General features: G+C 62.2%; 16 protein-coding genes and 1 pseudogene. 8 read left to right on the forward strand and 9 right to left on the reverse strand.

Annotated features, from left to right (window positions below):
- The first annotated feature begins 41 nt into the window (after positions 1–41).
- Together OKW37_RS24825 and OKW37_RS24830 are read left to right on the forward strand one after the other, a co-directional pair.
- The gene (locus tag OKW37_RS24825) at positions 42–986 is read left to right on the forward strand and encodes an ornithine cyclodeaminase family protein (protein WP_429404167.1); all 945 of its coding nucleotides are present in this window, start codon (positions 42–44) and stop codon (positions 984–986) included.
- A 6-nt stretch (positions 987–992) separates the two neighbouring features.
- Entirely contained in the window at positions 993–2,621 is a 1,629-nt protein-coding gene (locus OKW37_RS24830) for an MFS transporter (protein WP_429404169.1), read from the forward strand.
- 13 nt (positions 2,622–2,634) lie between these two features.
- Here OKW37_RS24830 and OKW37_RS24835 read toward each other — a convergent pair whose 3' ends face one another.
- Together OKW37_RS24835 and OKW37_RS24840 are read right to left on the reverse strand one after the other, a co-directional pair.
- Positions 2,635–3,162 (reverse strand): N-acetyltransferase family protein, encoded by a 528-nt coding sequence (locus OKW37_RS24835; protein ID WP_429404171.1) that lies wholly within the window; start codon positions 3,160–3,162, stop codon positions 2,635–2,637.
- Positions 3,159–3,746, reverse strand: coding sequence for a helix-turn-helix domain-containing protein (locus tag OKW37_RS24840; protein WP_429404173.1), 588 nt, complete (start codon positions 3,744–3,746; stop codon positions 3,159–3,161). The genes OKW37_RS24835 and OKW37_RS24840 overlap by 4 nt, the downstream gene beginning before the upstream one ends.
- A gap of 399 nt (positions 3,747–4,145) precedes the next feature.
- Here OKW37_RS24840 and OKW37_RS24845 point away from each other — a divergent pair, with 399 nt between their 5' ends.
- Positions 4,146–6,362: a beta-glucosidase gene (locus OKW37_RS24845; RefSeq protein ID WP_429404175.1), complete on the forward strand. Its 2,217-nt coding sequence runs from the start codon at positions 4,146–4,148 to the stop codon at positions 6,360–6,362.
- Between the two features lie 60 nt (positions 6,363–6,422).
- Here OKW37_RS24845 and OKW37_RS24850 read toward each other — a convergent pair whose 3' ends face one another.
- Positions 6,423–7,745, reverse strand: coding sequence for an amidohydrolase family protein (locus tag OKW37_RS24850; protein WP_429404413.1), 1,323 nt, complete (start codon positions 7,743–7,745; stop codon positions 6,423–6,425).
- 650 nt (positions 7,746–8,395) lie between these two features.
- Between OKW37_RS24850 and OKW37_RS24855 the strand changes: the two genes are divergently transcribed.
- Positions 8,396–9,262, forward strand: a complete 867-nt coding sequence (locus OKW37_RS24855; RefSeq protein ID WP_429404177.1) for a MipA/OmpV family protein — start codon at positions 8,396–8,398, stop codon at positions 9,260–9,262.
- An 84-nt stretch (positions 9,263–9,346) separates the two neighbouring features.
- Here OKW37_RS24855 and OKW37_RS24860 read toward each other — a convergent pair whose 3' ends face one another.
- The 3 genes from OKW37_RS24860 to OKW37_RS24870 form a co-directional block, all read right to left on the reverse strand.
- On the reverse strand, positions 9,347–9,886 hold the full coding sequence (locus OKW37_RS24860) for a thioredoxin family protein (protein ID WP_184024470.1): 540 nt from the start codon (positions 9,884–9,886) through the stop codon (positions 9,347–9,349).
- Position 9,887: 1 nt separating this feature from the next.
- Complete coding sequence (locus OKW37_RS24865) at positions 9,888–10,604, reverse strand: cytochrome c biogenesis CcdA family protein (protein ID WP_090807599.1); 717 nt, start codon at positions 10,602–10,604, stop codon at positions 9,888–9,890.
- Positions 10,605–10,783: 179 nt separating this feature from the next.
- The gene (locus tag OKW37_RS24870; protein WP_090807598.1) at positions 10,784–11,755 is read right to left on the reverse strand and encodes a LysR family transcriptional regulator; all 972 of its coding nucleotides are present in this window, start codon (positions 11,753–11,755) and stop codon (positions 10,784–10,786) included.
- 304 nt (positions 11,756–12,059) lie between these two features.
- On the opposite strand from OKW37_RS24870, the gene OKW37_RS24875 reads away from it, so the two are divergent.
- From OKW37_RS24875 to OKW37_RS24885, 3 genes are all read left to right on the forward strand, one after another.
- Positions 12,060–13,103: an alpha/beta fold hydrolase gene (locus tag OKW37_RS24875; protein WP_429404180.1), complete on the forward strand. Its 1,044-nt coding sequence runs from the start codon at positions 12,060–12,062 to the stop codon at positions 13,101–13,103.
- Positions 13,104–13,479: 376 nt separating this feature from the next.
- Positions 13,480–13,827 carry a DUF4148 domain-containing protein gene (locus OKW37_RS24880; RefSeq protein ID WP_184061594.1) on the forward strand — a complete coding sequence of 116 codons (348 nt, stop codon included), beginning with the start codon at positions 13,480–13,482 and terminating at the stop codon, positions 13,825–13,827.
- Positions 13,828–13,915: 88 nt separating this feature from the next.
- Complete coding sequence (locus OKW37_RS24885) at positions 13,916–14,704, forward strand: alpha/beta fold hydrolase (RefSeq protein ID WP_429404182.1); 789 nt, start codon at positions 13,916–13,918, stop codon at positions 14,702–14,704.
- Positions 14,705–14,724: 20 nt separating this feature from the next.
- Here OKW37_RS24885 and OKW37_RS24890 read toward each other — a convergent pair.
- Positions 14,725–14,802, reverse strand: a pseudogene (locus tag OKW37_RS24890) (AsnC family transcriptional regulator); the annotation flags it as partial.
- A 469-nt stretch (positions 14,803–15,271) separates the two neighbouring features.
- Here OKW37_RS24890 and OKW37_RS24895 point away from each other — a divergent pair.
- Complete coding sequence (locus OKW37_RS24895; protein ID WP_429404184.1) at positions 15,272–15,460, forward strand: hypothetical protein; 189 nt, start codon at positions 15,272–15,274, stop codon at positions 15,458–15,460.
- A 125-nt stretch (positions 15,461–15,585) separates the two neighbouring features.
- Here the strand turns inward: OKW37_RS24895 and OKW37_RS24900 are convergent, their stop codons facing one another.
- Positions 15,586–15,741: a DUF3309 family protein gene (locus OKW37_RS24900; RefSeq protein ID WP_018423731.1), complete on the reverse strand. Its 156-nt coding sequence runs from the start codon at positions 15,739–15,741 to the stop codon at positions 15,586–15,588.
- 225 nt (positions 15,742–15,966) lie between these two features.
- A complete protein-coding gene (locus tag OKW37_RS24905) occupies positions 15,967–16,173 on the reverse strand; it encodes a hypothetical protein (RefSeq protein ID WP_090807594.1) in 207 nt (68 codons plus the stop codon).
- Positions 16,174–16,310 lie beyond the last annotated feature (137 nt).

The raw sequence follows: 16,310 nt of genomic DNA on the forward strand, positions 1-16,310 counted from the left end.
GCGCCATCCAGTCATCAGATTCGCACAAGGAAGCATTCTCCATGATTCATCTGAACGACGCGCAGATCGATGCGCTCGTGGGTTTCGACGAAGCGATCCCGACGCTCGAGCAGGCGTTTCGCGCACTGTCGCGGGGACGCGCGGCGGTGCAGCGGCGCGTGCGCACCGAAGCGGGCGGCGTGAAGCTATCGACGCTCGGCGCCGTGTTGCCCGAAGCTGGCGTGACCGGCGCGAAGGTGTACACGACGATCAACGGCCGCTTCTCGTTCTCGATCGTGCTGTTTTCAACCGACGACGGCCGCCCGCTCGCCACGCTCGACGCGAACGCGCTCACGCGAATCCGCACGGCCGCGACCACGGTGCTCGCGGTGCGAGCGCTCGCGCGCGAAGATGCGCGCGCCGTCGCGATTTTCGGCACCGGCGTGCAGGGGCGCGCGCATGCGCAGGCGCTCGCCGCGCATACCGGTTTGCAGTCGTTCAGAATCGTCGGCCTCGATAACGTGGAGCAGGTCGTCGACGAACTCAACGCGCGTCACCGTGCGCGCGGCGTGAAGGCCACCGCAGGCGAAGCCGCCGAGGCGGTGCATGATGCCGACGTGATCGTCACCGCGACGCGCGCGACCGGTGCGCTGTTCGATGGCGCGACGCTTGCGCCCGGTGCGATGGTCGCGGCCATCGGGTCGAGCCTGCCCTACACGCGCGAGCTCGACGACACGACGCTCGCGCGCGCGTCGCGCATCGTGGTTGAACTGCATGAACAGGCAAGGGAAGAGGCCGGCGACCTGGTGCAGGCCGCGCCCGGCACGTTCGACTGGCGCAACGTAGTCGAACTCGGCGACGTGCTGGAAGGGCGCGCCAGCGCACGCGTGCGGTCCGAGGACATCGTCGTCTACAAGGCGGTCGGCATCGGCTTGCAGGACGTTGCGCTCGCCGGGCTCGCGTGGCGCAAGCATGTCGCTCGCGAAGCGGCCGCACAGCGCGCCTGAACGCCGATGAGCAACGGCACGCCACCCGGCGCCATACCGCACGGGACATCGCCGCCCAACACGGCCCGCTCGTTCCGTCAGTCGCTCTTTGCGATGCTTGGCTTGTCGAGCGTCGTGATGATGGTCGCGATCGATCAGACCGTGGTCGGCACCGCGTTGCCTACCATCGTCGCCGAGCTGAAAGGCTTTAATCTCTATGCGTGGGTCGCGACTGCGTATCTGCTCGCCTCGGTCATCACGGTGCCGATCTTCGGGCGGCTCGGTGACTGGTTCGGACGCAAGCCGTTGATCGTGATCGCGATCGTCGTGTTCACGGCCGCGTCGGTGCTGTGCGGTGCCGCGCACAGCATGCAGGCGCTGGTGCTGTTTCGCGCGTTGCAAGGGATCGGTGGCGGCATGCTGGTGGGCACCTGCTTCGCGTCGATTCCCGATCTGTTTCCCGATCCCGTCGTGCGTCTGCGCTGGCAGGTGCTGTTTTCGAGCGCGTTCGGCGTCGCGAATGCGGTAGGGCCTTCGCTGGGCGGCTTTCTGAGCGAGCACTACGGCTGGCGCTCCGCGTTTCTCGTCAACCTTCCGGTCGGCGTGCTCAGTCTTTATCTGACTGCCCGACATCTGCCGAACATTCGCCATCAACTGCGCGGCAAGCTGAGCCCGGACTGGCGCGGCGCATTGTTGATCGCAGCCGGACTCGGTGCGTTGCAACTGCTCGTCGAATCGCTCGCGCAGCAGACGCTGAAGGTTTCGACGATCGCGTTCGGCGTGGTGGCATTGAGCGCGGGCGCGCTGCTCGTGCGCGAGGAACTGCGCGCGGCCGATCCGATTCTGCCGCCGGCGTTGCTGCGCGAGCGGGCCATCATCGCGTTGCTCGCGTTGTCGATGCTGATGGGCTTGGCGATGTTCGCGCTGCTGTTCTATGTGCCGTTGCTGCTGCAAGGCGGCATGGGTCTCAACGCGGATCGCGCCGGCGTGATGGTGACGCCGCTCGTGCTATGCATCACCGTCGGCACGATCGCGAATACGCGCGTCGTCACGCGTCTGCGTAAGCCCAACGTGCTGCTGTACGTCGGCTTCGCGTTGCTGGGCGTGGCGTGTTGGGGCGTCGCGGCCGAACGCATGGAGACCGGTCATGCGTTGATGGCCGCATTGACTGCGGGCGGCGTAGGGATCGGTCTCGTGATGCCGAATCTGACCGTGTTTGCGCAGCAGGTGGCGGGCAAGCGTCAGCTTGGCATTGCGACCGCTATGATCCAGTCGGCGCGGATGGTGGGCGGCATGATTGGAACGGCCGTGGTCGGCACAATCGTGCACGTGCTGTATCGCCAACGGGTGGCCGATGTTTTGCAAGGGCACGGTATCGATACGGACGCGCCGTGGGTTGCGCCCGCCGCGCACAGCCCGCAAGTACTGCTGACGTCTCGCGACGTCGCGAGCTTCATTCGCGATGCCCACGCGGCAGGGTTCGACGGCGACGCGCTGATCGCCGCGGCGCGCGTCGCGCTCGTGCAGGCCATCGACCACGCGTTGCTCGCGGTGAGTGCGGCAATGGTGCTCGCATGCCTCGCCGTGTCGCTCGTGCCGCTGATTCGCGTGCAGCGATTGGGACGCGAGGTCGCGTCAGTCGCAGTAAGCGAATGAGCGCTGGTGCGGGTCAAAGTTGCTTGCAATAGAAGGTCGTGTCGCAAAACGCCCCGTCGGGCATCAGCGCGTAATTCGGCACGCTGCCGACGCGTTGCCAGCCGGCGCGCTGATAGAGTCGCTCGGCATCGCCGCCGGTCACGGTGTCGAGCACGAGAACCGATTTCTTCTCTTCCCGCGCGATGCGATCGAGTTCGCTCATCAGAGCGTGCGCGACGCCGCGCCGGCGTGCTTTTCTGTGCACGAGCATCTTCGCGACGTCGGCGCGATGTGGCTGATTTTCGGGTTGCGCGGTAATCAACTGCACGGTGCCCACGATATCGCCGCTGTGATCTTCGGCGATCAGCAATACGCGCTCGCCACGCGCGACGCTTTCCACGACGTTGCGCCAGAACGCGAGCGCCGTGTTACGCGAGATCGGCAGCATGAAGCTGACCGATGCTCCGCCTTCCACGCAGTCGATCAGCACGTCGGCGAGCGCTTCGACGCAGGCCGAAGCTTCGTTCGCGCCCACGCGCCGTATGGTCACGTTATCGCTCATCCGTTTCTCCGTTCGTTGACTGGCGATGTGGTCAGCGCGACGAGATAGCGCGCGCGTTTGCGAGTGGGGTTACGGAACACGGTCGGGCTGTCGAGCCGCATTGCCAGGCAGTCACCGGTCTTGAGCCGCCAGCTGGTGTCGCCGACCGTGATTTCCATCGACCCGTCGAGCATCCACACCTGTTGATGAATGTCCGCGTCGCGCGCCCCGGTTTCGTAACTGACGCGCTGACCGGCGGGAAAGTTGACCTCGACCAACTGGATCGCCGAGCGCGCGGTTGGCGACAGATGACGTCGCACATACCCCGAGCTCGGATCGGTCCACACCGCCTGCTCGGTCGCGCGACTGACCGGCGATGGCTCGGGAGCCGGCGCGCCATCCTGCTCGAATAGCGACGCGAGCGGCACGTTCAACGCGGTCGCGAGTTTGTCGAGCACGGTCGCGGTAGGGCTGCTCTGAGCGCGCTCGATCAGCGAGATATTCGAGCGGCTGACTTTGCTGCGCTCGGCCAGTGCATCGAGCGACCAATTTTGAGCGTCGCGCAGTTCCTTGATCCGGCGCGCGATCTGGGCGTTGATGTCCATGTAATCCAGTTTAAGGGATGCAGTTTCCAGTAAACTAGACGACGGCTTTTTTGTTGTCAATGCGCAAATGCCCGCTCACCAATTTGAATAAAAACCCCCACAAAATTGCCGACTCTTTATTCGTTTTGATTCGCTAACTTTCAATTAGCCTGTGTCGGAAAAGCCTTACGCCCCATTACGCATAAAATTACACGTATTGGTATAAATACCGATGCTGTAGTGAGACTACATTCCTACATTACTCACCACGAAGAGTCGCTACAGCCCATCCAGTTGCGCCGATTCTTCTTCCCACAGGCAAACGTTTGCAGTCATCGCTGCATGCCTGTTTTCGCGTCCGTTTCCCACCCCCCGACGCACTCCGTTGCCCCAGAAAAGCACAATTTCGGAGAGACACCTATGCAGAAGAAACTATGGCCGGCCGTCGCGATAGCGGCGGCCGTGAGCGCCGCTGCGCACGCGGAAATTCCCACTCCTGGTCTCGACTTCGCGCCCATGTCGACGGTGCTGAACGCGTTCGCGTCGGCAGCGGCGCATCGGCGCGCGGAAACGCTCGTCAACAAGATGACGATCGACGAAAAGCTGCAGTTCATTCACTCGGAGTACGCGATGTCCGCCGTGCCGGGCGGCGGCGCGGGCTATATTCAGGGCGTGCCGCGTCTCGGCATTCCCGACCTGAACATGGTCGACTCGGCCACGGGTTCGGGCAGCACCAACCAGCCATCGACGACCTTCCCGGCGACGCTCGCGGTAGCGGCGAGCTGGGACCGCGCGCTGTCGTGGAACTTCGGCAAGCAGATCGCGATCCAGTTGCGTCAGCAGGGCTTCGGCATGGGGCTCGGCGGTGGCACCAACCTCGCGCGTGAGCCACGCGGTGGCCGGCTCTTCGAGTATCTCGGCGAAGATCCGGTGCTTGCCGGCGAGATGCTCGCCGAGCGCACCGACGGCACGCAAAGCCAGAAGGTCATCGCGACGATCAAGCACTACATGGGCAACGAGCAGGAACATAACCGCGGCGGCGGCAATAGCCAGATCGACGAGCGCACGATGCGCGAGCTCTATCTGCTGCCGTTCGAAATCGCCGCGCGCCGCGCGCAGCCCGGCAGCGTGATGTGCAGCTACAACGAGGTCAACGGCATCCAGGCCTGCGAGAACCCGCACATTCTCAACGACGTGCTGAAGAACGACTGGCACTTCGAAGGTCAGGTGCAGTCGGACTGGGGCGCGACGCATAGCACGGCACCGGCGATCAATGCGGGTCTCGACGAGGAGGAAGACGTCGGTTCGACCGTCTATCTGACGCCCACGCTGGTCAAACAGGCGATCGCGAACGGCTCGGTGTCGACCGCGCGCCTCGACGACATGGTCGAGCGCAAGCTGTATGTGATGATCCGCACGGGCGTGATGGACGATCCGCCGAAGGGTGGCGCGACCATCGACTTCTCGGCCGCGAGAGCCTTCACGCAGTCGGTCGAAGAGCAGTCGATGGTACTGCTGAAGAACGCCAGCAATCAGTTGCCGCTCGCCGCTGGTTCGCTGTCGCGTATCGCGGTGATCGGCGGCCATGCCGACGCGGCGGTGCTGACGGGCGGCGGTTCAGGCAACACGCGCGATCCGGTGACGGGCGCGTTCGCCGGTTGCGGCGGCTTGACGTTCGGCACGGAGACGGGCTGCAGCTGGTGGACCAACCCGTGGCTGAAGCTGAACACGCCGATCGTGTCGGCGATCAAGGCGCTCGCGCCGCAGGCCACCGTGACCTTCGCCGGCAACAGCGATCAGCAGTCGCCGTTTGCCGCCTACACGCAGCAGCAGATCACCCAGGCGGCCACGCTGGCGGCCAACTCCGACGTCGCGATCGTCGTGGTCGCGCAGCCGGCCGGTGAGGATATCGGCGATCTGCCGAGCCTGGGCCTCGCGAATCCGACCAACCAGGATGCACTCGTCGAAGCGGTTGCGGCGGCCAATCCGCACACGATCGTCGTCGTCGAAAGCGGCAACCCGGTGCTGATGCCGTGGAAGGATAGCGTATCGGCGATCATCGAAGCATGGTATCCGGGCGAAGGCGGCGGCAATGCGATTGCGAACGTGCTGTTCGGCAAGGTCAATCCTTCCGGCAAGCTGCCCGTCACGTTCCCGGTGCGCGACCAGGATACGCCGACGTGGGGCACGAATGGCGCGTTTGCGGCGAACCCGGTGTACGCCGAGAAGCTCGATATGGGCTATCGCTGGTACGACTCGCAGAACATTACGCCGATGTTCGAGTTTGGCTATGGCCTGTCGTACACGCACTTCGCCTACTCGGGTCTGTCGGTTCAGCATCTGCCGGGCGGCCTGATCGACGTGTCGTTCAACGTGCGTAACGATGGTCGCGTCGCCGGTGCGGAAGTGCCGCAGGTGTACCTCGGCGTGCCGTATCAGGGTGAACCGCCGCGGCGTCTCGTCGGCTGGGACAAGGTGGGTCTGAACCCGGGCGAATCGCGTCGTGTGCACGTTGTCGTGACGCAGCGCATGCAGAGCGTGTGGGATACGACGAGCAACCGTTGGCTCTATGTGCCGGGCAGCTCGGTGTACGTCGGCGCATCGTCGCGCGACATCCGTCTGCAGGGGCACGGCTAAATAGTGTGACGGTGTAGCGAATGCGGGCGCGCCAGGTTGCGCGCCCGCCTGTATTGTTGATTACGCTTTCAGCGTGTTCTTGTAGAACTTTCCATCCTTCATCACGATGCGCAGGTTCTGCTCCGGGTTCGCGATCAGGTCGAGATTCTCGAGCGGATTGCCGTCGACGAGCAGCAGATCGGCGTACGCACCTTCCTCGAGTACACCGAGCTTGCGCGGGTACGGATTGCGGTGCCCGGACAGCGCGAGTAGCTGGCCATTGGTGCCCGTTGCGATGCCCAATGCTTCGGCTGCGCCATACCACGCCTTCATATGCGTGAGCATCGTGCCTTGCCGTGCGGCCACGGCCTGCGAAAAGATCAGGTCCGTGCCGAACGCGACCTTGATGCCATGCTTGCGCGCGAGTTTGAAAACCCTGTCGGTGCCCGCGATCACCTGAAGAAATTTTTCGCGGATCGGTGGGGCGAGCGGACCCGCGTCGTCTTCGTTGACGAACGGCTGCGTGCTCAACCACGTGCCGTTCTTCGCCATCAACGCCGCAGTCCTGTCGTCCATCAGATGACCGTGCTCGATGCACTGCACGCCTGCCGCAACGGAGCGCTGAACCGCTTCGGGCGTGTACGCATGCGAGAGGACATAGGTGCCCCAGTCGGCCGCTGTTTCGACGGCCGCGCGCAACTGCTTTTCGGTAAACGTGAGCATGTCGAGCGGGCTGCGCGGCGTCGATACCCCACCGGCTCCGACCAGCTTGATCTGCGTCGCGCCCTGAATGAACTGCTCGCGCACCCGCAAGCGGACTTCGTCTTCGCTGTCGGCGATCGCGAAGCCACCGTCCCGTTCCAGTTGGGTGACCTGGTTGCCGGCGCGCGGCAGATCGCTCAGCGCACGAAAATCGCCGTGACCCCCGGTGGTCGTGATCATCGCGCCGGACGGATAGATTCGCGGCCCGGAAATCATGCCGCTATCGATTGCCTGCTTCAGCGCGAATGACGGGCCGCCCGCGTCGCGTATCGTCGTGAAGCCGCGCAGTAGCGTACGTTCGGCTTCAGCGCTTGCCGCAAGATGGACGAAAGCAATGTCGGATTGAAGGATGACCTGAATCGGCACTGCCGCGAGCAGCGCGTGCCAGTGCATGTCGATCATGCCGGGCATCATCACCTTGCCACCGCAATCGACGAGCGTTTTGCCGTCGATCGAAGCCGGTTGACCCCGACCCAACTGGCTGATGCTGTCACCCTCGACAACCATATAGAGGCCGTCACGCAACGTCGACGATTTGCCGTCGAACAAGCGGAAGTTCGTGAACAGCACCGGCTTGTCCGGCGGTGCTGGCGGTTGGGTGGTTTGAGCATTGCCAAGACCGGGCAGAACCAGGCTCAGCATCGAAGCGGCGAGACCGGTGACGAAGCCGCGCCGCGACAGATCGGCACTGATACGGCGGTTGGCATACTGCGCTTGAGACTTGTCACAAAGACATGAAAACGACGAACTGACTGTTTTATCGCCGATGTACTTTCCTGAAGGCATAGCTCACCCGTAACGTAGATCACCGTGCATCGAAAGCCGCCATCTGACTACATTTCACACCTGGCGACGCGAAAGTCAAGCCCGCACAGATTATCGCCTACGAACGAGGATGGCAAATTCCGCGTCGCTTGATACAAGCATTGAAATTGCATCTATTACTCGATTACGCGGCTGCAGCATGTAAATAGAAAAATATGCTTGCGACGGGCGAAAAGAACGGGCTATGCTCACGCCACGTATTCTGTAAGTGAATCCCCCGAAATAAGGCGCGATTCCCTACCCTGCTTGGGGGGATGTGCCAAACAAACGTCCTAATAAAGCGGATGCATCGGCTATTACAAACGTATTTTCTATCATCGCGATTATCGAGCGAGGCGATCGGTCATTCTTTTAACGCCGCTGCAATTAGAAACTCAACTATTTCACAATTTCGCCGCCACTCCATGAATGCCGGGATCGGAAAAGTCGCATTCAGTCTTTTTTAATTTTTTCACGGAGAAACAGAAATGATCGATGTGTCAAAGCCGCGTATGCTCAAGGTGCTGGCGGGGGCTGGCTTGTCGCTGTTTGCCGTCACCGCGATGGCCGACGATACGCTCGGTTTGTCGGAAAGCCTGTTCTCCATCGGCGCGCCGGAAGTGACGCAGGCGCCTGGCGCGGGCGCGAGCCCGTGGCGCTTTGCGGTTGGCGCAGGGGTCGTGAACATGCCGAAATTTCCGGGCGCGAGTGGCACGAAATGGGAGGCGGTGCCGTCGGTGAGCGTGAATTACGACCGCTTCTTTATCGGCGCGAATCCAGACGCGGGCTCGGTGCTATCGCTGGGCGCATATCTGTATCGTGATAGTAACTGGCGCGTCGGCGCGGCGTTGACCTACGATTTCATCGAACCGCGCAGCGAGTCCGACGACTCGCGGCTGCACGGACTCGGCGACGTCAAACGCACCGCGCATGCGGAGCTGTTCGGTGTTTATACGTGGGAGTTCGTCACGGCGCGCGCGAGCGTTTTGACCGATATTGCCGGCAACGATCGCGGCACCGTCGCGACTTTCGATCTGTTGGGACGCTATCAACCCATTGCGCAACTGACGCTCAGCGCAGGCCCGGGCCTGACGTGGGGAAGCGACAAGTACAACGAAACCTATTTTGGCGTGAATTCCGAGCAGAGCGCGCGCTCGGGATTGCCGACCTACTCGGCCAGCTCCGGTTTGAACCAGTTGCGCTTCTCAGTCAACGGGGTTTACCGGATCGCAACGCGTTGGAACGTTGGCGCGAGCGTGTCGTTCGCGTGGCTGCGCGGCGACGCGACCGACAGCCCCATCACCGAAAAGACGAGTCAGATTACGTACGGCCTTTTCGCCAATTACCTCTTTTAGTCGTCCGCCAAAAACGAAGGCCCGCTGCACCCGATCGCGTGGGTGCAGCGGGCTTTCCCGTTCTACGAGTCAGCAAGCGCTTCGTCAATTCTTCTGCGCGAGCAGCGCCTGAATCCTGGCTTCGGTCTGCGCATAGGCGCCTTCTCCAAAGTGCGTGTAGACGATATGACCTTGCTTGTCGATCAGATAGAACGCGGGCCAGTACTGATTGTTATAGGCATTCCAGGTCGCGTACTGGTTGTCCTGTGCAACCGGATAGCTGATACCGAACCGTTTCAGCGCGGTCTTCACGTTGCCGGTGTCGCGTTCGAACGGATATTCCGGCGTATGCACGCCGATCACCGTGAGCCCCTGATCCTTGTACTTCTGGTTCCAGCTTTTTACGTAAGGCAGCGTGTTGGCGCAATTGATGCAGCTATAGGTCCAGAAGTCGACGAGTACCACTTTGCCGCGCAATTGCTGCAATTTGAGCGGCTCGCTATTGAGCCATTGCGTGATGCCAGTGAGCTCGGGTGCGGGCGAGCCGCTTTCCTGCGGCGCGGCGATGGCGACCGTACTCGTCGCGATCAACGCGCAGGCGGCAAACGCGGTGGACAGTGCGAAGGTTTTCAAGCGGGTAGTCATGTCAAAGTCCTTTGAGTGAGGGGAAAAGACCAGCGAGCCGCGCGTACAGCAGCACGTCGTACTGCAAATAGATGGCGAGGGCGGTCAGCATCACCAGTACGCCGAATACCTGTTGCAGGCGCTCCGCGTGACGTGAGACCACACGTACATGACGCGTCACGTAATGGCCGCCGTAGATGATCGCGAGCATCGGAATCGCCGCGCCGATCGCATACAGCGTGAGCAGCAGAGCCGACCAACCAAGATCCTGAGCCTTCACGACGAGCACCAGAATCGACGCGAGCACGGGGCCGGCGCAGGGCGTCCATACCGCGCCTAGCGACATGCCGAGCACGAAGCCGCCCGCGTTGCCGCTGCCGGGTTGCGTAGCTGGCGCAATGGCCGCGCCGATGCGCTCGAGCGGCCCTTGCAGTTGCGCGACGAGCCAGTCGTAAGGTCGCGGCCAGATACGCAGAAGCCCGGACAGTGCGAGCAACGCAATGCCGGTATTGCGCAGTACCTGTTGCGCGACGTGCACGGTGCTCGACACCGCGCCCAATAGCAGCGCGAAAGACGCGAAAGTCAGAATGAAGCCGGCGACGATGAACAGTGGCCGCGTGCGGCTCGGTCGTTCGACGGAAGTGCCGAGCAGGATCGGCATCACCGGCAGCACGCAGGGAGAGGCAATCGTCAGCAGCCCGGCGAGCAGGGCGAGCGGAGTTTCGAGAGTACTGTGCATGATGGGCGTTCCGTTGGCTGGGATGGCCGTATTGGAACGCCCGCACGTATCTGGTTTATGTCGGGGACCGGGCGCGCTTGCAATGTAGTGTGTCTGCGTATGGCGCGGATACATTGCGACACAAATCGGTTGAGCAACCGATGCGCGCGGGGGCGGGGCGGCGGTAGCCGAACGCTGGCTCAGCGCGCCCTGCGCTTACGCACCGCGGTTCCCGTCGCGGCTGCGACGCTATTTGCGCTGGACGTGGAGAACATCGGCATACGCTCCTCGATCCAGCGCAGCAATTCGAGAGGTCCCGGTGCGAGCGGCCGGCCGGTCTTGACGAGCACACGCGCCTGCGCGCCGGAAAACAGCGGATGCGCGATCGGTATCGTCGTCAATTCGCCGCTCGCGATTTCGCGGTAGGCAGCGAATTCGCCGATCAGCGTCATGAAGTTGTCGACCGTGACGAAGCGCTTCAATGCGCTCAGTGAGTTGGTGGTCAGCGTCGCGGGAATCGACACGTTTTCGGCGAGTTCCGTCATCTTGACGACATGACCGATCCCAAAGGTGGGTGGCATCAACGCGAGCGGCCACGCGCGCAGGTCGTCGAGCGTCGCGGGTCGCTTGCGCTTCGCGAGCGGATGGTCGCTTCTTAGCAACAACACGACCGGCTGCGGCGAACTCGCGCGATGCTCGAGGCGCGCATGAGGCGGCGGATTGTACGCAAGCCCGATATGCGCACGACTTTCGGCGACTTCTTCCTGGATCGCGTCGACCGCGAGCATATCGAGGCCGATTTCGAGTTCTGGATATTGGACGCAGAATGGCGCGAGCACATCGTCGACCAGCGTATCGACGAAGCCTTCGCTGACCGCGAGCCGGATCTGCCCTCGCTGCAGGCCTTTCAACGCATGCAATTGATCTTCGAGCTTCTCCTGCTGCGAACGGTAGCCGCGCCAGAATTCGAGCAGATGCGTGGCCGCTTCGGTCGGCCTGACTCCGCGCGGCTGCCGCTCGAACAGCACCGCGCCGAGTTCGTCCTCGAGCAGCTTGATCTGCCGCGTGATCACGGAGGGTGACGTATTGATGCTTTCGGCGGCGCCGCGGATGGTGCCGTGCGTGAGCACCTCGTTGAAGTAGCGAAGGCGTTGCTGGTTGATCTCGCGCATGTGATTTGTCGATTGCGGTTAATGTGTTGCCCACAAGGCAACGATTTGTGAACTTAGTTGCTCTTGCTGATGAAGGCTTGCGCTGTCACTATCCATCTCAAGCGGTGCGACCGCGGTAAGCCAGTGGTTCAGTCGTCAAGGCATCTTCGTTTTCAGATTCGTTCTACCCGTCTCGTTCGATTCGTTTCAGATTGCCATTGAAGTCTGCTCTGCCTGCACGGTGCCCGCATGCGGCTGTGCGATATCGCGCGCGAGCGGACCCGATCAATTCCGTATCAAAGCCTTTGCTTGAAGGAGAACAACCATGTCGGATCAGATCAATAGTCGCCGCCGCCGCTTTCTCGGAACGGCGGTTGCCGGTATCAGCCTGCTCGAATTGGGACTGAGCGGGCTCGCGCATGCGCAATCGGCCGACGCGGCCGGCAATGCGAAAGCGGGCGCGCGCGTGGCGTCGTTCGAGAACATTCGCTCGATCAATGCGGGCACGCTGAACGTCAGCTACGCGGAAGCGGGGCCGCAGAACGGACCGGTGGTCATTCTGCTGCATGGCTGGCCTTACGACATCTACAGCTTTGCCGAAGTGACGCCGTTGCTGACGGCGGCCGGTTATCGCGTGATCGTGCCTTACCTGCGCGGCTACGGCGGCACGCGTTTTCTGTCGGCGGATACGCCGCGCAACGGTCAACAGGCGGTGGTCGCGGTCGACATCATCAACCTGATGGACGCGCTGAAAATCGACAAGGCCGTGCTCGGCGGCTTCGACTGGGGCGCGCGCACGGTGAACATCGTCGCCGCGCTGTGGCCGCAACGCGTGAAGGCGATGGTGTCGGTGAGCGGCTATCTGATCGGCAGCCAGGACGCGAACCGCGCGCCGTTGCCGCCGAAGGCCGAGCTGGCGTGGTGGTATCAGTTCTATTTCGCCACGGAGCGCGGCCGCGCGGGCTATGAAGCGAACCGTCATGACTTCAACAAGCTGATCTGGCATACCGCCTCGCCGAAATGGAATTTCGACGACGCCACGTTCGAGCGCTCCGCCGAATCGTTCAATAACCCGGACCATGTTGCCGTGGTGATTCACAACTATCGCTGGCGTCTGGGACTCGCGCAGGGCGAGCCGCAATACGACGAACTCGAAAAGCGCCTCGCCTCCGGACCGACGATCGCGGTGCCGACCATCACACTCGAAGGCGATGCGAACGGCGCCGCGCATCCCGAGCCCGCAGCATACGCGAAGAAGTTTACCGGCAAGTATCAGCACCGCAATATCAGCGGCGGCATCGGCCATAACCTGCCGCAGGAAGCGCCGAAAGCCTTTGCGGATGCGATTCTCGACGTCACCCGCCTTTGATGGAGCCGGCGCGCGCCGGCTTCTTCTGAACGGAACCCCAGCAGTCGAACGTACGGCTGCTGGGGTTTTTTCATGAGCGGGCCATTTGCAACCCACCTGCAACCCGCACGACGCATGCGACGCCGGCCCTGCTCGGCAGGTTCGGAAGTGGGTTTTTGTATCGCAATGTATCAACGGCATACGCAGACAAACACGCTTGCAGAAATGGGGGATGACGAAAACATTGCAGATACGTTGGAGCGTTCTAATGTCTTCACGCAAGGTTGATTCACGACGTTGCGTGTGAATCAGGCGGGACGTCACAGTGTATCTGCGTCGATGGCTTCGCGTCCCGCTCAATCCTTATCCCTGATGGTTCGATACCCGGAGAAGACTCATGAAACTCGTTCAATCGCTGATCGTCGCCGCACTCGTCGCCGTTCCCGTCGTTTCGTTCGCGCAATCGCAGCCGCAACAGGCACTCACACGTGCCGAAGTCCGCGCGGAACTGGTCCAGTTGGAAAAGGCCGGCTACAACCCGGCCAGCGACAACACGCAATACCCGCAGAACATCGAAGCGGCCGAGGCGCGCATCAGCGCGGGCCATGACGCGGCCGCCTACGGTGGCGTCGCGAACGGCAGTTCCGCTTCGGGCTCGCACGTGCCGATGAAGCGCGCGGCGGCGGATCGCGTGTACGACGGCTCCCACATCGTCGGCCTCGGTTCCATCTACGCGCATTCGTGATCGATGCAAATGAGCAGGCCGTCCGCGTGCATCGGCTCACGTCGACGCGCGGACTCCTTGTTTAACTCAACCTGTCGAGACAATAACGATGACCACGCTGCTGAAAAAAATTCTGGGTTCCGTTCTGTTGCTGGGCGGACTGTTCGCGTTGCAGGCCACGGAGTCCGCGCAGGCGGCGCCGTCCGATGACCTGAAGGGCAAGAACGTCGTTCTCGTACACGGCGCTTTCGCTGACGGGTCCAGCTGGGACAAAGTGATCCCATTGCTCGAAGCGCGCGGCCTGCACGTGGTGGCCGTGCAGAATCCGCTGAGCTCGCTCGCCGACGACGTGGCGGCAACCCGGCGCGTGATCGCGCAGCAGAACGGGCCTGTGATTCTGGTCGGCCATTCATGGGGCGGCGTGGTGGTCAGCGAGGCCGGCAACGACGACAAGGTGAAGAGCCTCGTGTACGTCGCGGCATTTGCGCCGGACAACAGTCAGTCCATTGCCGACATCACGAAGGACCACCCCGCGCCAGTCTGGGCGAGCGAATTGCGCAAGGACTCGGCGGGTTATCTGACGCTATCGACCCAGGCGGTGCTGGACGACTTCGCGCAGGATCTGCCGCTGCCGCAGAAGCGCCTGATCGCGGCGACCCAGCAGCCTTGGGCCGCTGGCTGTATCGACGACAAGGTGACGAACGCCGCGTGGCATGGCAAGCCGTCGTACTTCGTGGTGTCGGGCCGCGACCGCATGATCGATCCGTCCTTGCAACTGGAGATGGCGAAACACATCGACGCGAAGATCACGCGCGTCGCCACCAGCCACGTCGCGATGCTGAGCCAGCCGCAGGCCGTGGCCGACGCGATCATCGCCGCCTCGCGGGCCGCGCATTGAAGCGCGCGCAGTCTTGTCAATCAGATTGCGATTGACGGAATGCTCTTCATGCAGCGCAGCGCGAACATCGAGCGGCTATGGCGAATGCCTGCGATCTTGTTTTTGCTGATCGAGCAATGCGACATAGCCGCGGATATACCCTTCGTTTTCGAGGCTTCAGACAATGGAGATACGGCACGTTTGCGGCTTCACCGGTTCTGTCCCATCAGTACCTCGTCGAATGAAGCGCATTGGTCGGCCAATCATCAGTACCTTTTGCTGGGCAGTACTTTTGCGCTGATATTCGCGTTGGGCCTGGCATCGACGGCACTCTTCCCGCACCGTCTGCGTACGGTTCTACAGCGGCCGACGCGGCTGCGCATCGTGAACCGTCTGAGGGGGGAGCTTGCTGGTAGGGATGGGCACGCTGATGGCGGCGGTACGCTGACCATGAAACGATCCGCATACCGCCGCCGCGGGAACAACGTCATCCTTATCGTCTGTACCGCGCGATATCAATGGAAAATGAGGTACAGGATGATCAATACGATCACTGGAACGCCGAGCAGCCAGCCAAGTAGGTAAGGCATGATGTCATCTCCTTTCGTATTGGAGTTCGAATACGCAGGAGTTTCAGCAGGCAGCGTGCCTGGCTCGAAGATGTCGATCTATTCGAGCAATCGAACGACGGCAACGCCGATGGTCCGCGTATCGGGCTTTAGCCATATCGATGCCATAGCCGATTCCGAACTCGCGCCGGTAATCGGCGCGACCTGATTGGCCAGTAACTTTTCCATCGAGTGCTTCGGCGACGACGAAAAAGCGAAGCCGCCACCTACCGGCACGCGACATCGCGCGGATAGACGGCGGCCCGCCTCATGTTCCAGTCCACTACGCGTGGTCTATATCACACCGGCAACCAGCAGAACGATCACCACGATCAGTACGATGCCGAGTCCACCGGTCGGACCATAGCCCCACGATCGGCTGTGTGGCCACGCTGGAAATGCGCCGATCAGCAGCAGAATCAGCACGATTAGAAGAATGGTTCCTAGCATGTTATGACCTCCGCCTGGTTGAGAGACCTGCTTTATCTACGTTGGCCACAGGGCCGCAGGGTAATCCCCAAGGAGCAAAGCTTGTGCCCAAGGTCGATCCTTTAATCAGATCACCGGGACGGCGCGCGGCGCGTGCGGAGATTCTCGAGCCAATTGAAACGGCACCCGTCGCGCTCAAAACCTGAGCCGGGTGCCGTTTTTCCAATTGCGGACACGTCGCGCGTCCTATAGATAGGTTCCGCTGATGCGGCCTTCGAAGATCGCGGTGTTGATGTCCCAATCGTCGACGGTACCCGTGCCGCCACCGTCCACCTTGACGACTACCGAGCGGCCGCCGCGCAGCGTCTTCATCTGTTCGGCGGTCAGCGTTTTCTCGTCGGATGGCTCGCCCGCGCCGGGCGGCAGGTCTTTGATGATCACAGTGGCTTTCATGGCATTTCTCCTTGACGTGGAAAGGCGAGCACAGTGCGGCGCCCGCATCGATTTCTGCAAGGCCTATGCCAATGTGAGGGAACGTGCGCCGCAACATGGAGCGGGGGCCGCGATGCGAAGCCTGGCAAGGATCCGCG

The organism is Paraburkholderia sp. MM5482-R2 (assembly GCF_050436125.1).
Lineage (GTDB): Bacteria > Pseudomonadota > Gammaproteobacteria > Burkholderiales > Burkholderiaceae > Paraburkholderia > Paraburkholderia tuberum.